The organism is Nocardioides aestuarii (assembly GCF_039527245.1).
Lineage (GTDB): Bacteria > Actinomycetota > Actinomycetes > Propionibacteriales > Nocardioidaceae > Nocardioides > Nocardioides aestuarii.
Genome location: NZ_BAAAJT010000002.1, coordinates 525624 through 541835, shown reverse-complemented (window position 1 = coordinate 541835; position 16212 = coordinate 525624). Strand labels below are relative to the sequence as shown.

The following is a 16212-nucleotide window of genomic DNA, read 5'->3' as shown; positions in this document are numbered from 1 at the left end:
ATGGACGCGTTCACCAGCCACACCGGCGTCGGCGTGCCCCTGCGCCGCAGCAACGTCGACACCGACCAGATCATCCCGGCCTCCTACCTCAAGCGGGTGACGCGGACCGGGTTCGAGGACGGGCTCTTCGCGGCCTGGCGCAAGGACCCCGCGTTCGTGCTCAACACCGTGCCCTACGACGCGGGCTCGGTCCTGGTGGCCGGTCCCGACTTCGGCACCGGCTCCTCGCGCGAGCACGCCGTGTGGGCCCTGCAGAACTACGGCTTCAAGGCTGTCATCTCGCCGCGTTTCGCCGACATCTTCCGCGGCAACTCCGGCAAGGCCGGGCTGGTCGCGGCGCAGGTCGACGAGAAGGTCGTCCAGCGACTCTGGGACCTGCTCGAGCGCGAGCCCGGCACCGAGGTGACCGTCGATCTCGAGGCCCGGACGGTCGTGGCGGGCGAGGGCCCCGACCGGGTCGAGGACAGCTTCGACATCGACGACTACACGCGGTGGCGCCTGCTCGAGGGCCTCGACGACATCGGCATCACGCTGTCCCACGAGGACGACATCGCGGCCTACGAGGCGCAGCGACCGCGATGGAAGCCGGTCACCGCCTGAGGAGCGCCTCACACCGCGAAACCCCCTACGTCGTAGGGGGTTTCGTCGTCTCGGGCCACCTGGAAGGGGTCTGGACCGCTCATGCGAGGACGCGAAAAACCTCTGCGGATCGCGGCGTGGTGATTGTGAGGCGCGCCACTAGTCCCTAGTTTGCAGGGGAGTGGAGGGGTCAAGTGCCCCGCCTACAAGCGTTCATTGAAGGGAAGACAGTGAACAAGTCACAGCTCATCGACAAGCTTTCGGCGCGTTTCGAGGGGAACAAGAAGCAGGCCGCGCACGCCCTGGAGTCCGTCCTCGACACCATCACCCGCGAGGTCGCTCGCGGCGAGAAGGTCGCCATCACGGGCTTCGGCTCGTTCGAGCGGAAGGTGCGCAAGGCCGGCACGGCCCGCAACCCCTCGACCGGCGAGACCATCCGGACGAAGAAGAAGAACGTCCCGAAGTTCACGCCCGGCCAGGACCTGAAGAACGTCGTCTCCGGGGCCAAGAAGCTGCCGAAGCTGACGGTCTCGGCGGCGTCGCCGGCGGCGAAGAAGGTGGCGGCGCCGGCCAAGAAGGCCGCCGCCGCTGCGAAGTCCGCGACCAAGAAGGCGCCGGCGAAGAAGGCGCCGGCGAAGAAGGCTCCGGCGGCGAAGAAGTCGGCACCCGCCAAGAAGGCGCCGGCGAAGAAGACGACGACGGCGAAGAAGGCGCCGGCCAAGAAGGCTCCGGCGGCGAAGAAGTCGGCACCCGCCAAGAAGGCGCCGGCGAAGAAGACGACGACCGCCAAGAAGGCCCCCGCCAAGAAGACGGCGGCCAAGAAGGCGCCGGCGAAGAAGACGACGACCGCCAAGAAGGCCCCTGCCAAGAAGGCGCCGGCCAAGAAGGCCGCCAAGAAGTCCTGACCGCCCGTCGACAGGGACCGTCCGGCTCCGGACGGTCCCTGTCGCACGTCCGGATCAGGGCAGCAGCGCCACCGCGTCCGCGGTGAAGGCGCCGACGCCGAGCCGGAGCGCTGCCGCCAGCGCGTGCTCGTCGTCGACGTCGCGTCGCAGGGTCGCCAGGTCACCGGTGACCTCGAGGGCGCCAGCTGCAAGGTGCACCGCCCGGGACTCGACGCCGAACTGCGGCGCGAACGCGTCGTAGGGCGCCGCGTAGGTCGTCGTGCCGTGCCCGTCGGCGTCGGCCACGAACCAGCTGCCGTCGGCGCCGCCCTCGTCCAGGGCGGCTGCGAGGTCCGCGGGACGCAGGCAGGGGAGGTCGGCGCAGAGGGCGACCGGGAGCCCGTCGGGGTGCCGGAGCCTCGTTGACCGCGCCGCCGCCACGAGGGAGCCGTTGAGACCGTGAGCGTCCGGCTCGGTGGCCAACCCGTGCCGCCTCGCGTGGGCGGTCACCTCGGGATCGGCGGTCACGACGACCACCTCGGCGACGCCCGGCGTACGCCGCGCCGCGGCGACGGTGTCGCGAGCGAAGGCTGCGGCGAGCCCGGGCCGGAGGTGGTCGGGCACCTGCAGCCGGGACTTGCCGAGGGCCGGCGACTTCACCGGGACCAGGACCACGAACGGGGGGCGTTTCATCGCCGACGATCCTGCCATCCGAGGGAGTAGCCTTCTGCGAGCCTCCGGCCTGCGGACCGGGGCGGACCACGCGGACGACGACGACGAGGGATGGCCAGTGCCGGTACGCAAGCTGCAGCAGAAACGTGGCTGGACCTTCAACGTCGCCGTCCCGATCGTGAAGCCGACGCTGCTCGCCGTGACCGACCGGGAGTGGGTCGACGGTGAGAAGATCCCGGCGACCGGCGGGTGCATCGTCGCGTTCAACCACATCTCCCACGTCGACCCGCTGCTGTCCGCCCACTTCCTCTACGACCACGGCCGCCTCCCGCGTTACCTGGCGAAGTCGGGGCTCTTCAAGAACCGGTTCCTCGGCGGGTTCCTGCGCTCGGCCGGCCAGATCCCCGTGGAGCGGCTCAGCCGCAACGCGGTCGGTGCCTTCGACGCCGCCGTCGAGGCGGTCCGTGCGGGTGAGTGCGTCGTCGTCTACCCCGAGGGAACGCTGACCCGCGACCCGGCGCTGTGGCCGATGACCGGCAAGTCGGGCGCCGCGCGCATCGCCCTCGAGACAGGCTGCCCGGTGATCCCGGTCGGTCAGTGGGGCGCCCAGGAGCTGCTCCCGCCCTACACCGCGAAGCCGAGGCTGTTCCCGCGCACGACGATCCGGATGCGGGCGGGCGACCCCGTCGACCTGTCCGACCTGCTGACGGCGCCGCGCAACACCGCCACCATCAACGCCGCCACCGACCGGATCATGGATGCCATCACGGGGCTGGTCGCCGGGCTGCGCGGCGAGGAGCCGCCCGCCGAGCGCTACGACCCGCGCACCTCCGGCGTACGCCAGACCGGCAACCCCCACAAGAAGGAGCGCCCGTGAGCCCCAGCAGCAAGGTCGCGGTCTTCGGTGCGGGCTCGTGGGGGACGGCGTTCTCCATCGTGCTCGCCGACGCCGGCAACGACGTGACGATCTGGGGTCGACGCGAGGAGGTCTGCGAGTCGATCCGCGAACGCCACGAGAACCCGGACTACCTCCCCGACGTGAAGCTCCCCGAGGCGATCACGGCCACCCACGACCCCGAGCGGGCCGTGCACGACGCCGACGCCATCGTCTTCGCCGTGCCCTCGCAGAGCTTCCGCGAGAACCTCACCGAGTGGGCGCCGGTCCTCCCCGAGGTCCCGATGATCTCGTTGATGAAGGGCGTCGAGCTCGGCAGCCTCAAGCGGATGAGCGAGGTGATCGCCGAGGTGACGGGCGCCGGCGACGACCGGATCGCGGTCGTCAGCGGGCCCAACCTCTCGCGTGAGATCGCCAACCGCGAGCCGGCCGCCTCGGTCGTCGCCTGCGCCGACGAGTCCGTCGCCCGCCGGATCCAGGACATGTGCCACTCCACGGCGTTCCGGCCCTACACGTCGGTCGACGTGCTCGGATGCGAGCTCGGCGGTGCCTACAAGAACGTCGTGGGCATCGCGGTCGGCATGGCCGTCGGCCTCGGTTTCGGCGACAACACGACCGCGTCGGTGATCACTCGCGGCCTCGCCGAGACCGCCCGACTCGCCACTGCGCTGGGTGCCAACCCGCTGACGCTGATGGGTCTCGCAGGCCTGGGCGACCTCGTCGCCACCTGCTCCTCGCCGCTCTCGCGCAACCGCACCTTCGGCGAGAAGCTCGGTCGAGGGATGACCACCGACGACATCTACGCCTCCACCCGCCAGGTCGCCGAGGGTGCGAAGTCGTGCGCCTCGCTCCACGCCCTCGCGAAGCACACCGGGGTCGACGCGCCGATCGCCGAGCACGTCGAGGAGGTCGTGGCCGGCCGCAGCACTGCCGCCGACATGATGCAGGCCTTCATCGACCGCGACACGAAGGCCGAGACCGACTGACGGCCACCTCCCGGTGCCGGTCAGCCGACGACGCCGTCGAGCGCCTTCCTGAGGTCGTCCCAGAGGTCGTCGACGTCCTCGATGCCCACGCTCATCCGGACCAGCCCCTCGGGGATGGTGGCGGCCTCGGTCTTCCAGCGGCGCCGCCTCTCGAAGGTCGACTCGACGCCGCCCAACGAGGTGGCGTGCACCCACAGGGCCGTCTTGCGGACCAGCAGGTCGGCCGCCACGGCCCCCTGCGCCAGCACGATCGCCACGATCGCGCCGAACCCGGGATAGCGGACCTCGCCGACGGCGGGGTGCTCCCCGAGCCGACGGACGAGCTCCTGGGCGTTGGCCTGGGCGCGCTCCACCCGGAGGTGGAGGGTGCGCAGGCCCCGCAGCGCCAGCCACGCCTCCATCGTCCCGGGGGTGGCGCCCACGAGGTCGCGGCGGCCCTTGAGCACCTGCTGCAGCTGGTCGTCGCGCGTGACGATCGCCCCGAGCAGGGCGTCGCTGTGGCCGGCGAGGAACTTCGTCGCGGAGTGGACCACGAGGTCGGCGCCGAGGTCGAGGGGTGTCTGCAGCAGGGGAGTGGCGAAGGTGTTGTCGACGACCACGTAGGCGCCCGCGTCGTGGGCGGCGGCGGTGATGGTCTCGATGTCGGCGATCTCCAGGGCCGGGTTGGTCGGGGACTCCAGCCACACGAGGGCGGCGTCGTCGCACGCGGCGACGACGGCCGCGGTGTCGGTGACGTCGACCAGGCTGACGACCAGGCGTCCGCGTGACTCGAGGTCGGCCAGCTGCATGATGCTGCCCTGGTAGGCGTGGCGCGGCGCCACCACCTTGGCGCCCTGCCCGACGAGGTCGAGCACGGTCGACACGGCCGCGAGGCCCGAGGAGAACGCCAGGCAGCTGCCGCCCTCGAGTGCACCGAGCGCGTCCTCGAAGGCCTGCCAGGTCGGGTTGCCGTAGCGGCCGTACTCGAGGTCGCCTCCCGCGACGTACGTCGACGCCATGACCAGCGGCTGGTTCAGCGGCTGGTCCGGGTCGTGCGGCGGCCGGCCCGCCGTGACGGCGAGGGTCGAGGGCTTGAGGGTCGGGTCCTCACTCATGACCGGAACCCTAGGCCGATAGGTTGGGGCCCGATGACCGCACCCACCCCGCACAGACCCCGCGTCGCCGTCGTGTTCGGCGGCCGCTCGAGCGAGCACGGCGTCTCGTGCGTGACCGCCGGCAGCGTGCTGGCCGCCATCGACCCCGAGAAGTACGACGTGGTGCCGGTCGGCATCGCCACCGACGGCCGGTGGGTGCTCGAGTCCGGCGACACCCAGCGGCTCGCGATCTCCGGCCGCGAGCTGCCCCACGTCGACGGCGAGCGTGCCGCCGTGGCGCTGCTGCGCGACCAGGGCGCCACCGACCTCGTGGTGGCCGATCCCGGATCCGTGCCCGAGGTGATCGGCGCGGTCGACGTCGTCTTCCCGCTCCTCCACGGTCCGTGGGGCGAGGACGGGACCCTCCAGGGGATGCTCGAGATGGCGGGCGTGCGCTACGTCGGGGCCGGCGTCCTCGCCAGCGCGGTCGGGATGGACAAGGCCTACCTCAAGGTGGTCCTGCGCGACGCCGGTCTCCCGGTCCTCCCGGGCGTCGTCGTCACCGCCCGGGAGTGGGAGCGGGACCCGGCCGGTTGCCGCGATCGCGTCGCTGCGCTGGGCTACCCCGTCTTCGCCAAGCCCGCCCGCGGCGGCTCCAGCTTCGGCATCAGCAAGGTCCACGACGCGTCCGAGCTCGACGCGGCGATCGCCCTCGCCCAGGAGCACGATCCCAAGGTGCTCCTCGAGGCTGCCGCCCCGATCGGCTCCCGCGAGGTCGAGTGCGGCGTCCTCGAGGCGTTCGACGGGGGGTGCGACACCTCCGTCCCGGCCGAGATCACCGTGACCGGCGACCACGAGTTCTACGACTTCGAGGCGAAGTACCTCCCCGAGGAGGCCACCCGGCTCGACATCCCCGCCGACGTCCCCGAGGCGACGGCCGTGAGGCTGCGTGAGCTGTCCGCCCGCGCGTTCGAGGCGGTCTCCTGCGAGGGCCTGGCGCGGGTGGACTTCTTCGTGCTGCCCGACGGCGAGCTGGTGATCAACGAGCTCAACACGATGCCGGGCTTCACGCCGCTCTCGATGTATCCCCAGATGTGGGCCGCCACCGGCCTCGACTACCCGGCGCTGGTCGACCGGCTGGTCCAGCTCGCGCTGCGGCGTACGACGGGCCTGCGCTAGCCCTGAGCAGCGCCGACCTCAGGCGTGGGCCCGCGCGTGCGCCTGAGACCTACCGGCAGGTCGTTCTGACGCACACGGGGCATGATGCGCTGCCTCACCGGCAGCGTTGCTCGAGGGAGAGCTCGGCCGAGACCAGCCGGCCGATCGTCCCGATCACGGCCTGGAAGCCGTCGGGCCGGTAGCCGCCCGGGAGCGCGACCTCGACCCGCGGCCGGAACCCGACGGCCGTCATGGTGACGTCGGCCGCCTCGTCGTCGGACTCCAGGACGGAGTCGGGCACGAACCACCCCGTGCCGTTCGCCTCGATGCAGGTGGAGGTGTCGGTGAAGTCGTCCGGGAGCGGGACGTCGCAGGTCAGCACGATCGCGGGGTCGCCCCAGGCCGCGACCCGGCCGTCGCCGCCGGTCACCTCCCGGCGCTCCTCGCCGGCGAGGGTGTCGGGGAGCGACCCCATCAGCCCGGCGCAGGCCGTCGCGTCCTCCGCGGGGGCGGGCGGCGAGGCGGCGTACGGTCCGTCGGCGCAGCCGGCGAGCAGCAGGCCCGGGACCAGGCACAGCACGACGCCCCGTGACCACTCGGTCACGGGGCGTCGCAGCGACACGCGTGGGTGTCTCAGATGTGGACGACCGGGCAGGTCAGGGTGCGGGTGATGCCGTCGAGGTTCTGGACCTTCGACACCACGAGCTTCCCGAGCTCGTCGACGTTGCGCGCCTCGGCCCGGACGATGACGTCGTAGGGACCGGTCACGTCCTCGGCGAGGGTCACGCCCTTGACCTGGGCGATCTCGCGCGCGACCTCGGCCGCCTTGCCCACGTCGGTCTGGATCAGGATGTACGCCTGGACGACCATCGGAACTCCTCGTCTTCGAGTGACTGCTGGGGGGTGGTGCCGGGTCAACCTATCGCGAGGGTCACACGTGCCGGAAGGTGCCCGTGGGACAACCCCCGCACGACGGATGCGTCGGCGCGGGGTGGTGTGATGGCACCTATGGCCCTTCCCCCTGACGCCACCGTCGCCGACGTCGGCGAGTTCGCGCTCATCGATGCCCTCGCGCCGATCTTCGAGCAGGGCGAGCACGTCCTCGTCGGGCCCGGGGACGACGCCGCCGTCCTGCGCGTCCGCAACGGCCACGTGGTGGTCTCCACGGACCTGATGGTCGAGGGGCGTCACTTCCGTCGCGACTGGGCCGAGGCGAGCGACGTCGGCCACCGCGCCGCCGCCCAGAACCTCTCCGACATCAACGCCATGGGTGGGCGCGCCACCTCGCTCACCGTCGGGCTCGCCTGCCCGCCCGACCTGCCGGCCCAGTGGGCGCTCGACTTCGCCCGCGGATTCGCCGAGGAGTGCGCGACGGTCGGTGCGAGCGTGGTCGGCGGCGACCTCACGCGCGCCGACCAGGTGATGATCGCGGTGACCGTCATCGGCAGCTGCACGGTCTCTCCCGTCCTGCGCAGCGGTGCCGAGCCCGGTGACGTCCTCGCGCTCACCGGACGCCAGGGCTGGGCCGCCGGCGGCCTCGCCGTGCTGGGGCGCGGCTTCCGGTCGCCGCGGGTGCTGGTCGAGGCCTACCGCCGCCCCGAACCGCCCTACGCCGCGGGCTCGGTCGCGGCCGAGGCGGGCGCGACCGCGATGATCGACGTCTCCGACGGCCTGCTCGCCGAGGCGCGCCACCTCGCCGAGGCCTCGGGCGTCGCGATCGACGTACGCCGTGACGCGTTCGAGGTGCCCGAGCCGCTCGTCGCCGTGGGAGGTGCGCTGGGTGCCGACCCGCTGGGCTTCATCCTCGGCGGGGGCGACGACCACGCCCTGCTCGCGACGTTCCCGGAGGGTGCGGTGCCCGCGGGGTGGCAGGTGGTCGGCACGGTGACGGCGGGGAGCGGCGTCACCGTCGACGGCGCCGACTACGAGGGACCGACGGGGTGGACCCACTTCTGACAAGCGCGAAGGCCGCCACCCCGGAGGGTGGCGGCCTTCGACGAAGCCTGGTCGTTCAGGTCAGCGGGTGACCTTGCCGGCCTTGAGGCAGCCGGTGCAGACGTTGAGGCGCTTCGGGGTGCCGTTGACGGTCGCACGTACCCGCTGGATGTTGGGGTCGAAGCGACGCTTCGTGATCTTGCGCGACCACGGACGGTTGTTGCCGAAGCCGGGCTTCTTGGCGCAGATGTCACAGACGGCAGCCACCGGAACTCCTGAAACTCGTGAACGTGTAGAGACAGCCCGCCGAGCGGGCAACCGGAAGAGCGTATCCGATCGCGGTCCGGCGCAGCGAATCGTCGGGAGCAGCCACTAACCTGTCCCCTCCACAGCATGCACGACCGCGGGCGCGACGCGTGAACCACCACCGAAGGCAGGCGATGAAGGCACCGACCGGGGGCACGATCACGCTCGACGTGGTGCTGCGTTTCGTCGACGTCGCCACCGACGCGCTGGCCGAGGCCCGCGAGGAGATCGACGCCCTCAACGTGTTCCCGGTGCCCGACGGCGACACCGGCACCAACATGTACCTCACTGTGTCCTCGGCGCGCGACGCCGTGCGCGAGGCGGCCGACGGGGGAGACCTCGTCACGGCGCTGTCGGCGTTCGGTCGCGGTGCCCTGCTCGGCGCCCGCGGCAACTCGGGGGTGATCCTCAGCCAGATGCTCGGCGCCATCGCCGCCCGGATCGCCCGCGCCACCCCGCAGGAGCGCAACGCGGTCGTGATGGCCGAGGCGCTGCGCGAGGCCACGGACGCCAGCTACGCGGCGGTCGGCACACCGGTCGAGGGCACCATGCTCACCGTCGCGAGGGCGGCCTCCGACGCTGCTCTCCGGGAGGCCGAGCGCCCGGGGACCCGGGCACGTGAGGTCTTCACGACCGCGGCCGCGGCCGCGCGCGAGGCCCTCGCCCGCACACCGGACCAGCTGCCCGCACTGCGCGACGCCGGCGTGATCGACGCCGGCGGTCGAGGCGTCAGTGTCGTGCTCGACGCCGCCGAGACCGTCCTGACAGGTCGGCGCCCGAGCCCCGCCACCGCGCCGACCCACCGACGGATCCCGGTGCCGGTGCCGACCGACGAGCTCAGCGAGGACGGGCCCGCCTACGAGGTGATGTTCCTCCTCGACGCCGACGACGCCGCGATCCCGCCGCTGCGCGAGACCCTCGCGGGACTCGGCGACTCGCTCGTGGTGGTCGGCGGGGAGGGGCTCTGGAACGTGCACGTCCACGTCGACGACGTGGGGGCCGCGATCGAGGCTGGCATCGACGCGGGTCGGCCCCACCGGGTCCGCGTCACCCACTTCGCCGAGCAGGTGGCGACCGCGCGGACGACGACGGTGCGCACGGGCCGGGGTGTCGTGGCGGTCGCGGCCGGCGACGGGCTGGCCGCGCTCTTCGCCGAGGCGGGCGCCGAGGTCGTGCAGGGAGGGCCGGGGCGCCGCCCGTCCACCCGCGACGTGCTCGACGCGATCCTCGCGACGGGTGCCGGCGAGGTCGTGGTGCTGCCGAACGACCAGGACTCGGTGCGCGTCGCCCAGATCGCCGCCGGCACCGCCGAGTCCGACGCGGGGGTGCGCGCCGTCGTGGTGCCCACCCAGGCCCAGGTCCAGGGGTTGGCGGCGATCGCCGTCCACGACCCGGGCCGCAGCTTCGAGCACGACGTGCTCGAGATGACCGCCACGGCGCGGCACGCCCGTCACGGCGCCGTGACGATCGCCGCCAGGCAGGCCATCACGATGGCCGGCCCCTGCGAGCCCGGCGACGTGCTGGGGGTGGTCGCGGGTGACTTCGCGGTGGTCGGTGACGACCTCTACGCCGTCACGTGCGACGTCCTCGAGCGGCTCGTCGGCGGCGGCGGGGAGCTGGTCACGATCGTCCGGGGCACGCAGTGCCCGGGCGACCTGGCAGAGCGCGCGGCGGCCTTCGTCGAGGCGGGGCACCCGGCCGTCGACGTCGTCGTCTACGACGGGGGGCAGGACCGCTACCCGCTGCTGGTGGGGGTGGAGTGAGCCGGTGATCACCCCTGACAGCCCGGTCGACGCGGTGTTCGGCAAGTCGACCAACAAGCGCAAGCTCGTCCGGGAGGGCCTCGGCATCGAGACCGTGGAGGAGCTGCTCCACCACTTCCCGCGTCGCTACGTCACGACCTCCGAGGTCAGCGACGCCGACCCCGTCGAGGGTGAGGACATCACCGTCGTCGGCCGGGTCACCTCGTGCGAGGTGAAGTCGTTCCAGGACCGGCGCACCAGGCGCCTGAGCCAGCGGGTCCAGGTCCGGATCGCCACGGGCGGCCCGAGCTTCACGATGTCCTTCTTCACCCCCTACCACGGGGCCGCGGAGAAGGAGGCCGCCCGCATGCAGCCCGGTCGCTACGGCATGTTCGTCGGCAAGGCGAAGCGGTTCAACGGCACCTGGCAGATCGCCGGGCCCCACTCGGTCATGTTCGACGAGGCCGGCGACGGCGGCCTCGCCGACAGCCTCAAGGGCCTGCTCCCGGTCTACCCCCTGACCGCCAAGCTCTACTCGTTCGACGTCCAGAAGGTCGTGCAGACGACCCTCGACCTGGTCGAGGACGTGCCGGACGTCCTCCCCGAACCCCTGCGCCGCGAGCTCGGGCTGCTCGACGTGATGACGGCGCTGCGCTGGATCCACGGACCCGACGACTACCAGCAGGTGGGCGCGGCCCAGAAGCGGTTCCGGTTCCAGGAGGCGCTCGTCGCCCAGCTCGTGCTCGCCCGCCGGCGCTCGGCCCACGCCGCCCGGGGCGCGCGGCCGCGGACCGGCGGCGGCGGTCTGCTGGCTGCCTTCGACGCGCGTCTGCCGTTCGAGCTGACGGCCGGCCAGCGCGAGGTGGGCGTGCAGGTCGAGCGCGACCTCGCCCAGCCCCACCCGATGAACCGGCTGCTCCAGGGCGAGGTCGGCTCCGGCAAGACGCTGGTGGCCCTGCGCGCGATGCTGCGCGTGGTCGACAGCGGGGGACAGGCCGCCCTGCTGGCGCCGACCGAGGTGCTCGCCCAGCAGCACCACCGCTCGATCACCACGATGCTCGGCGACCTCGCGGGAGGCGGCATGCTGGGCGGTGCGGCCGAGGCCACCCGCGTGGTGCTGCTGACCGGCTCGATGAACACCGCCCAGCGACGGGACGCGCTGCTGGCCATGGCCAGCGGGGAGGCCGGCCTGGTGATCGGCACCCACGCCCTCCTGGAGCAGCGGGTGCAGCTCGCCGACCTCGGCCTGGTGGTCGTCGACGAGCAGCACCGGTTCGGTGTCGAGCAGCGTGCGGCGCTGACCGACAAGGCCGGCTCACCGCCCCACGTCCTGGTCATGACCGCGACGCCCATTCCGCGCACCGTGGCGATGACGGTCTTCGGCGACCTCGAGACCTCGGTCCTCGCCGAGCTGCCGGCCGGGCGGGCACCGATCCAGACGAGCGTCGTCCCCGTGGCCGAGCAGCCCTCCTGGCTGGACCGGGCGTGGGAGCGGGTCCGCGAGGAGGTCCAGGCGGGCCACCAGGCCTACGTCGTGTGCCCGCGCATCACCGGCGACGAGCCCGAGCAGGGGGAGCGCGACCAGCTCGACCTCGACGACGAGGGCGAGGTCGTGGCCGCGGAGAAGAAGAAGCTGACGGCCGTCGAGGAGCTGCTCCCGATGCTCGCCGAGGGCCCCCTGGCCGGGCTGCGCCTCGGGCTGCTCCACGGCAGGCTCCCGCCCGAGGAGAAGGACCGGGCGATGCAGGCCTTCGCCGCCGGCGACCTCGACGTGCTGGTGTCGACCACCGTGATCGAGGTCGGCGTCGACGTCGCCAACGCGACGACGATGGTGCTCATGGACGCCGAGCGCTTCGGCGTCTCCCAGCTCCACCAGCTGCGCGGTCGCGTGGGGCGTGGTGGGCTGCCGGGCCTGTGCCTGCTCGTGACCGGTGCCGAGGCCGGCACCCCCGCCCGTGACCGGCTCACCGCCGTCGCCGCGACCACCGACGGCTTCGAGCTGAGCCGGGTCGACCTCGAGCAGCGTCGCGAGGGCGACGTCCTCGGCCGGTCCCAGAGCGGATTCCGTTCGGGACTCAAGTCGCTGCGCGTCCTGCGCGACGAGAAGACGATCGTGGAGGCGCGGTCGGTGGCCGAACGGCTCCTGGCCGACGATCCGACGCTCGAGAGCGCTCCGTTGCTGGCGGACGCAGTGGCGCGGCTGGAGCATTCGCGGCAGTCTGACTTCATGGAGAAGGCATGACCGCCTCCATCCGAGCGTCGAGGCGCGGACGGGAGAACCCCCGCCCATGACGCGGATCATCGGGGGAGCTGCCGGAGGCCGACGGCTGCAGACCAGTCGCGGCTCGACCACGCGACCCACCAGCGACCGGGTGCGCGAGGCCCTCTTCTCGACCATCGAGTCGTGGTGCGGCTCGCTGTCCGGACTCCGGTTCCTCGACCTCTACGCCGGGTCCGGAGCGGTCGGTCTGGAGGCGTGGTCGCGGGGCGCCGGGGTCGTGACGCTCGTGGAGTCCGATCGGCGCGCGGCGTCCCTGATCCGTGACAACGCCCGCACCGTCGGTGCCCGGACGGCGGCCGAGGTCGTGGGGTCGTCCGTGTCCACGACGCTGCGGCGGGTCCCGCGGGCGCCCTACGACGTGGTCTTCCTCGACCCGCCCTACCCGATGTCCGTCGGCGAGGTCGACCAGGCGCTCTCCGACCTCGACGGGCAGGGCTGGCTGGTCCCCGGCGCGATGGTGGTGGTCGAGCGGTCGGCCCGCACTGACGCCCCGAGCTTCCCCGACGGCTTCACCGACGTCCGTGAGCGCCGCTACGGCGAGACCACCCTCTGGTACGGTCACGCCGCCCCGTCGGCCGCGGCCCGCCCGGCGGCCCCCGTCCCCGAGGAGTAGCGCCGTGCGCCGTGCCGTCTGTCCCGGCTCCTTCGACCCGGTGACCCACGGTCACCTCGACGTCATCGGCCGCGCCGCCCGGCTCTTCGACGAGGTCGTCGTGGCGGTCGGGGTCAACCCGTCGAAGAACCGGCTGTTCACGCCCGACGAGCGCCTCGCGATGCTCCGTCGGGCCTGCGGGGAGTGGGACAACGTGCGGGTGGCGGGATTCACCGGCCTCCTCACCGACTTCTGCGCCGCCGAGGGCGTCCACGCCATCGTCAAGGGGCTCCGCGCGGTCAGTGACTTCGACTACGAGCTCCAGATGGCCCAGATGAACGCCTCGCTCACCGACGTCGAGACGGTCTTCATGCCGACCAGCCCCGAGTGGTCGTTCCTCGCCTCCAGCCTCGTCAAGGAGGTCGCGCGATTCGGGGGCGACGTCTCCGGGCTGGTGCCCGACTTCGTCCACGACGCGCTGACCAGCCGATTTGCCGAGGACCCGGGCGCCTGACGCAGTTTGGTGCGCCCACCGGGGGACCGTTACGATTCTCGGGTTCTGTCGTTCCGGACCCGGAAGTGATTCTCCTGAAAAGCCTGGACCCGAGAGCGCCGCTCGTGCTCGACACCCGCGAGCTCGGCCGCCGCCCGGGGTCCCAGCATCAGAAGACGCGGACGGTGCCGGCTCCGGCAGAGCTGGGCATCGAGGTCCTGCGTGTCCCCGAAGGCTCTGAGGTCGAGCTCGACCTGAGGCTGGAGGCGGTCATGGAGGGGGTGCTGGTCACGGGCACGGCCACGGCCGCGCTCGAGGGCGAGTGCGTGCGGTGCCTGGAGCCGATCTCCGACGACGTCGAGGTCACGTTCCAGGAGCTGTACGTCTACGACGACCAGCGCCACGTCCCGACCGATGAGGCGGAGGACGACGGTGTCAGCCGGCTCGAGGACGACCTGGTCGACCTCGAGCCACTGCTGCGGGACGCGGTGGTGCTCGCACTGCCGTTCCAGCCGCTGTGCGAGGACGACTGTCCCGGGTTGTGCCCCGAGTGCGGGGCCCGGCTCAAGGACGACCCCGACCACGCCCACGAGGCTGCGATCGACCCGCGGTGGGCCGGCCTGGCCGCCCTGACCGAGGAGCCCCAGACCGACCAGCAGGACCCCCGGTAGCACCCCGAGACACCCCAGACTGATCCGACCGGCACCCCGGTCGGCACGGCACCACGGCCGGACCACGGCCCAGTACGAGGAGAAGAGACATGGCTGTTCCGAAGCGGAAGATGTCGCGCAGCAACACGCGCCACCGTCGCTCGCAGTGGAAGGCCGTCGCGCCGACCCTGGTCACCTGCGCCAACCCGGCCTGCGGTGCCAAGCACCTCCCGCACCGCGCCTGCGGCGAGTGCGGTCAGTACGGCGCCCGCGCCGACCGTCGTCAGGTCCTCTGACGTCTCCAGACGCACGGTGACCACCGAGGTGACCGACTACGCCGAGCTGCGCGCAGCGCTCGGGGATCCTGTCCTGGACCCCGAGCTGCTGGAGCGCGCGCTCACCCACCGGTCCTACGCCTACGAGAACGGCGGGCTGCCGACCAACGAGCGGCTGGAGTTCCTCGGCGACGCCGTCCTCGGCGTCGTCGTGACCGAGACGCTCTACGTCACCCACCCCGACCTGTCCGAGGGGCGGCTGGCGAAGCTGCGGGCCGCGGTCGTCAACGCCCGGGCCCTGGCCGGCGTGGGGCGCGAGATCGGACTCGGCCAGCACGTCAAGCTCGGCCGCGGCGAGCAGTCGACCGGCGGCCGCAACAAGGCCTCGATCCTCTCCGACACGGTCGAGGCCGTGCTCGGCGCGATCCACCTGTCCGGCGGCTTCGAGGTCTCCGCGGTCGTCGTCCACCGCCTGTTCGACCCGCTGATCGAGGCGGCCTCGGCGATGGGTGCCGGCCTCGACTGGAAGACCTCGCTCCAGGAGCTCTCGGCCGAGCACGGCCTCGGCGTCCCGGAGTACGTCATCGAGGACGAGGGCCCCGACCACATGAAGACGTTCACCGCCCAGGTGCGCGTCGGTGACTCCCTCTACGGCAACGGCGTCGGCCGCTCCAAGAAGGAGGCCGAGCAGGCCGCCGCGGAGACGGCCTACGGCGAGATCGTGGCCGGGCTCGGGGGCGCCGCCGAGTCCGAGCCGGTCGACTGACACCCGATCGGCCGACCCCGTGCCAGAGCTCCCCGAGGTCGAGGTCGTCCGTGCGGGCCTCGAGCGCCACGTCACGGGGGCGACCCTCACGTCCGTCGAGGTGCTCCACGAGCGGCCCGTACGCCGCGACCCGCGCGGTGCTGCCGGCTTCGCCGCCGCCCTGACCGGGAGGCGACTCGGCGCAGCGCGCCGCCGAGGCAAGTACTTCTGGCTGCCGCTCGAGAACGGCGACGCGCTGCTCGGCCACCTCGGCATGAGCGGCCAGATGCTGGTCCAGCCGGTCGGCTCCCCGGACGAGCGTCACCTGCGGGTGCGCTTCGGTCTGGCCGGCGCACCCCACGACGCCATCGAGCTGCGCTTCGTCGACCAGCGCATGTTCGGGGGTCTGGTCTACTCCGAGGGCGGGGCGGGCCTGCCGCCCGAGATCGCCCACATCGCGCGGGACCCGCTCGACCCGGACTTCGACGACGCCGACTTCGTACGCCGCGTGCGGCGGCGTACGGCGGGGGTCAAACGGCTGCTGCTCGACCAGGGACTCATCTCGGGGGTCGGCAACATCTATGCCGACGAGGCCCTCTGGCGGGCGCGGATCCACGGCGACCGACCGGGGGAGCGGCTGACCGCGACCCAGGTCCGGACCCTGCTCGAGGAGGCACGGGCGGTGATGACGTCGGCGCTGGCCCAGGGCGGGACGTCCTTCGACGCGCTCTACGTCAACGTCAACGGGGAGTCCGGCTACTTCGACCGTTCCCTCCACGCCTACGGCCGCGAGGGCGAGCCGTGCGAGCGCTGCGCGACGCCGATCCGGCGGATCGTCTTCACCAACCGGTCGTCCTTCTTCTGCCCGGTCTGCCAGCCGGCCCCACGCCGGACACGGGGACCCCGCCGGACGGCCACCTGAGCGCCATCCCCGTCGGATTGACCC

Annotated in this window: 19 protein-coding genes; 14 read left to right on the top strand and 5 right to left on the bottom strand. The window is 72.5% G+C overall.

Annotation, left to right across the window (positions count from 1 at the left end; genetic code table 11):
- Nucleotides 1-600 (top strand): 3-isopropylmalate dehydratase small subunit, encoded by a 600-nt coding sequence (gene leuD, locus ABD091_RS02750; protein ID WP_343915598.1) that lies wholly within the window; start codon nt 1-3, stop codon nt 598-600.
- 209 nt (nt 601-809) lie between these two features.
- Complete coding sequence (locus ABD091_RS02745) at nt 810-1484, top strand: HU family DNA-binding protein (protein ID WP_465264491.1); 675 nt, start codon at nt 810-812, stop codon at nt 1482-1484.
- Nucleotides 1485-1538: 54 nt separating this feature from the next.
- Here ABD091_RS02745 and cofC read toward each other — a convergent pair whose 3' ends face one another.
- Nucleotides 1539-2156, bottom strand: a complete 618-nt coding sequence (cofC, locus tag ABD091_RS02740; RefSeq protein ID WP_343915596.1) for a 2-phospho-L-lactate guanylyltransferase — start codon at nt 2154-2156, stop codon at nt 1539-1541.
- A 97-nt stretch (nt 2157-2253) separates the two neighbouring features.
- Here cofC and ABD091_RS02735 point away from each other — a divergent pair, with 97 nt between their 5' ends.
- Together ABD091_RS02735 and ABD091_RS02730 are read left to right on the top strand one after the other, a co-directional pair.
- The gene (locus ABD091_RS02735) at nt 2254-3012 is read left to right on the top strand and encodes a lysophospholipid acyltransferase family protein (protein WP_343915595.1); all 759 of its coding nucleotides are present in this window, start codon (nt 2254-2256) and stop codon (nt 3010-3012) included.
- Complete coding sequence (locus tag ABD091_RS02730; RefSeq protein WP_343915594.1) at nt 3009-4016, top strand: NAD(P)H-dependent glycerol-3-phosphate dehydrogenase; 1008 nt, start codon at nt 3009-3011, stop codon at nt 4014-4016. The genes ABD091_RS02735 and ABD091_RS02730 overlap by 4 nt, the downstream gene beginning before the upstream one ends.
- Before the next feature lie 20 nt (nt 4017-4036).
- Here the strand turns inward: ABD091_RS02730 and ABD091_RS02725 are convergent, their stop codons facing one another.
- Nucleotides 4037-5110 (bottom strand): trans-sulfuration enzyme family protein, encoded by a 1074-nt coding sequence (locus ABD091_RS02725; RefSeq protein WP_343915593.1) that lies wholly within the window; start codon nt 5108-5110, stop codon nt 4037-4039.
- A 33-nt stretch (nt 5111-5143) separates the two neighbouring features.
- Between ABD091_RS02725 and ABD091_RS02720 the strand changes: the two genes are divergently transcribed.
- Nucleotides 5144-6268, top strand: coding sequence for a D-alanine--D-alanine ligase family protein (locus tag ABD091_RS02720; protein WP_343915592.1), 1125 nt, complete (start codon nt 5144-5146; stop codon nt 6266-6268).
- 94 nt (nt 6269-6362) lie between these two features.
- Here ABD091_RS02720 and ABD091_RS02715 read toward each other — a convergent pair whose 3' ends face one another.
- Both ABD091_RS02715 and ABD091_RS02710 read right to left on the bottom strand, forming a co-directional pair.
- A complete protein-coding gene (locus ABD091_RS02715) occupies nt 6363-6869 on the bottom strand; it encodes a DUF3515 domain-containing protein (RefSeq protein ID WP_343915591.1) in 507 nt (168 codons plus the stop codon).
- 11 nt (nt 6870-6880) lie between these two features.
- Nucleotides 6881-7117 (bottom strand): Lrp/AsnC family transcriptional regulator, encoded by a 237-nt coding sequence (locus ABD091_RS02710; protein WP_135080071.1) that lies wholly within the window; start codon nt 7115-7117, stop codon nt 6881-6883.
- Nucleotides 7118-7255: 138 nt separating this feature from the next.
- Here ABD091_RS02710 and ABD091_RS02705 point away from each other — a divergent pair, with 138 nt between their 5' ends.
- Nucleotides 7256-8203 carry a thiamine-phosphate kinase gene (locus tag ABD091_RS02705; protein ID WP_343915590.1) on the top strand — a complete coding sequence of 316 codons (948 nt, stop codon included), beginning with the start codon at nt 7256-7258 and terminating at the stop codon, nt 8201-8203.
- 60 nt (nt 8204-8263) lie between these two features.
- Here the strand turns inward: ABD091_RS02705 and rpmB are convergent, their stop codons facing one another.
- A complete protein-coding gene (rpmB, locus tag ABD091_RS02700; RefSeq protein WP_011756723.1) occupies nt 8264-8449 on the bottom strand; it encodes a 50S ribosomal protein L28 in 186 nt (61 codons plus the stop codon).
- Between the two features lie 173 nt (nt 8450-8622).
- Here rpmB and ABD091_RS02695 point away from each other — a divergent pair, with 173 nt between their 5' ends.
- From ABD091_RS02695 to mutM, 8 genes are all read left to right on the top strand, one after another.
- Entirely contained in the window at nt 8623-10251 is a 1629-nt protein-coding gene (locus ABD091_RS02695; RefSeq protein WP_343915589.1) for a DAK2 domain-containing protein, read from the top strand.
- Between the two features lie 4 nt (nt 10252-10255).
- The gene (locus tag ABD091_RS02690; RefSeq protein WP_343915588.1) at nt 10256-12472 is read left to right on the top strand and encodes an ATP-dependent DNA helicase RecG; all 2217 of its coding nucleotides are present in this window, start codon (nt 10256-10258) and stop codon (nt 12470-12472) included.
- A gap of 46 nt (nt 12473-12518) precedes the next feature.
- Nucleotides 12519-13124 carry a 16S rRNA (guanine(966)-N(2))-methyltransferase RsmD gene (gene rsmD / locus ABD091_RS02685; protein WP_343915587.1) on the top strand — a complete coding sequence of 202 codons (606 nt, stop codon included), beginning with the start codon at nt 12519-12521 and terminating at the stop codon, nt 13122-13124.
- A 4-nt stretch (nt 13125-13128) separates the two neighbouring features.
- Complete coding sequence (gene coaD, locus ABD091_RS02680; protein ID WP_343915586.1) at nt 13129-13617, top strand: pantetheine-phosphate adenylyltransferase; 489 nt, start codon at nt 13129-13131, stop codon at nt 13615-13617.
- A 74-nt stretch (nt 13618-13691) separates the two neighbouring features.
- Nucleotides 13692-14267, top strand: a complete 576-nt coding sequence (locus ABD091_RS02675) for a YceD family protein (protein WP_343920875.1) — start codon at nt 13692-13694, stop codon at nt 14265-14267.
- Between the two features lie 89 nt (nt 14268-14356).
- Nucleotides 14357-14542: a 50S ribosomal protein L32 gene (gene rpmF / locus ABD091_RS02670; RefSeq protein ID WP_110181743.1), complete on the top strand. Its 186-nt coding sequence runs from the start codon at nt 14357-14359 to the stop codon at nt 14540-14542.
- Nucleotides 14543-14558: 16 nt separating this feature from the next.
- Nucleotides 14559-15287 carry a ribonuclease III gene (gene rnc, locus ABD091_RS02665; RefSeq protein ID WP_343915585.1) on the top strand — a complete coding sequence of 243 codons (729 nt, stop codon included), beginning with the start codon at nt 14559-14561 and terminating at the stop codon, nt 15285-15287.
- A 19-nt stretch (nt 15288-15306) separates the two neighbouring features.
- Entirely contained in the window at nt 15307-16188 is an 882-nt protein-coding gene (gene mutM, locus ABD091_RS02660; RefSeq protein WP_343915584.1) for a bifunctional DNA-formamidopyrimidine glycosylase/DNA-(apurinic or apyrimidinic site) lyase, read from the top strand.
- The last annotated feature ends 24 nt before the right edge of the window (nt 16189-16212 follow it).

Coding starts and splice junctions, on each gene's coding strand:
- leuD (WP_343915598.1), top strand. CDS start 1: ATGGACGCGTTCACCAGCCACACCGGCGTCGGCGTGCCCCTGCGCCGC.
- cofC (WP_343915596.1), bottom strand. CDS start 2,156: ATGAAACGCCCCCCGTTCGTGGTCCTGGTCCCGGTGAAGTCGCCGGCC.
- ABD091_RS02725 (WP_343915593.1), bottom strand. CDS start 5,110: ATGAGTGAGGACCCGACCCTCAAGCCCTCGACCCTCGCCGTCACGGCG.
- ABD091_RS02720 (WP_343915592.1), top strand. CDS start 5,144: ATGACCGCACCCACCCCGCACAGACCCCGCGTCGCCGTCGTGTTCGGC.
- ABD091_RS02710 (WP_135080071.1), bottom strand. CDS start 7,117: ATGGTCGTCCAGGCGTACATCCTGATCCAGACCGACGTGGGCAAGGCG.
- ABD091_RS02705 (WP_343915590.1), top strand. CDS start 7,256: ATGGCCCTTCCCCCTGACGCCACCGTCGCCGACGTCGGCGAGTTCGCG.
- ABD091_RS02695 (WP_343915589.1), top strand. CDS start 8,623: ATGAAGGCACCGACCGGGGGCACGATCACGCTCGACGTGGTGCTGCGT.
- rsmD (WP_343915587.1), top strand. CDS start 12,519: ATGACGCGGATCATCGGGGGAGCTGCCGGAGGCCGACGGCTGCAGACC.
- rpmF (WP_110181743.1), top strand. CDS start 14,357: ATGGCTGTTCCGAAGCGGAAGATGTCGCGCAGCAACACGCGCCACCGT.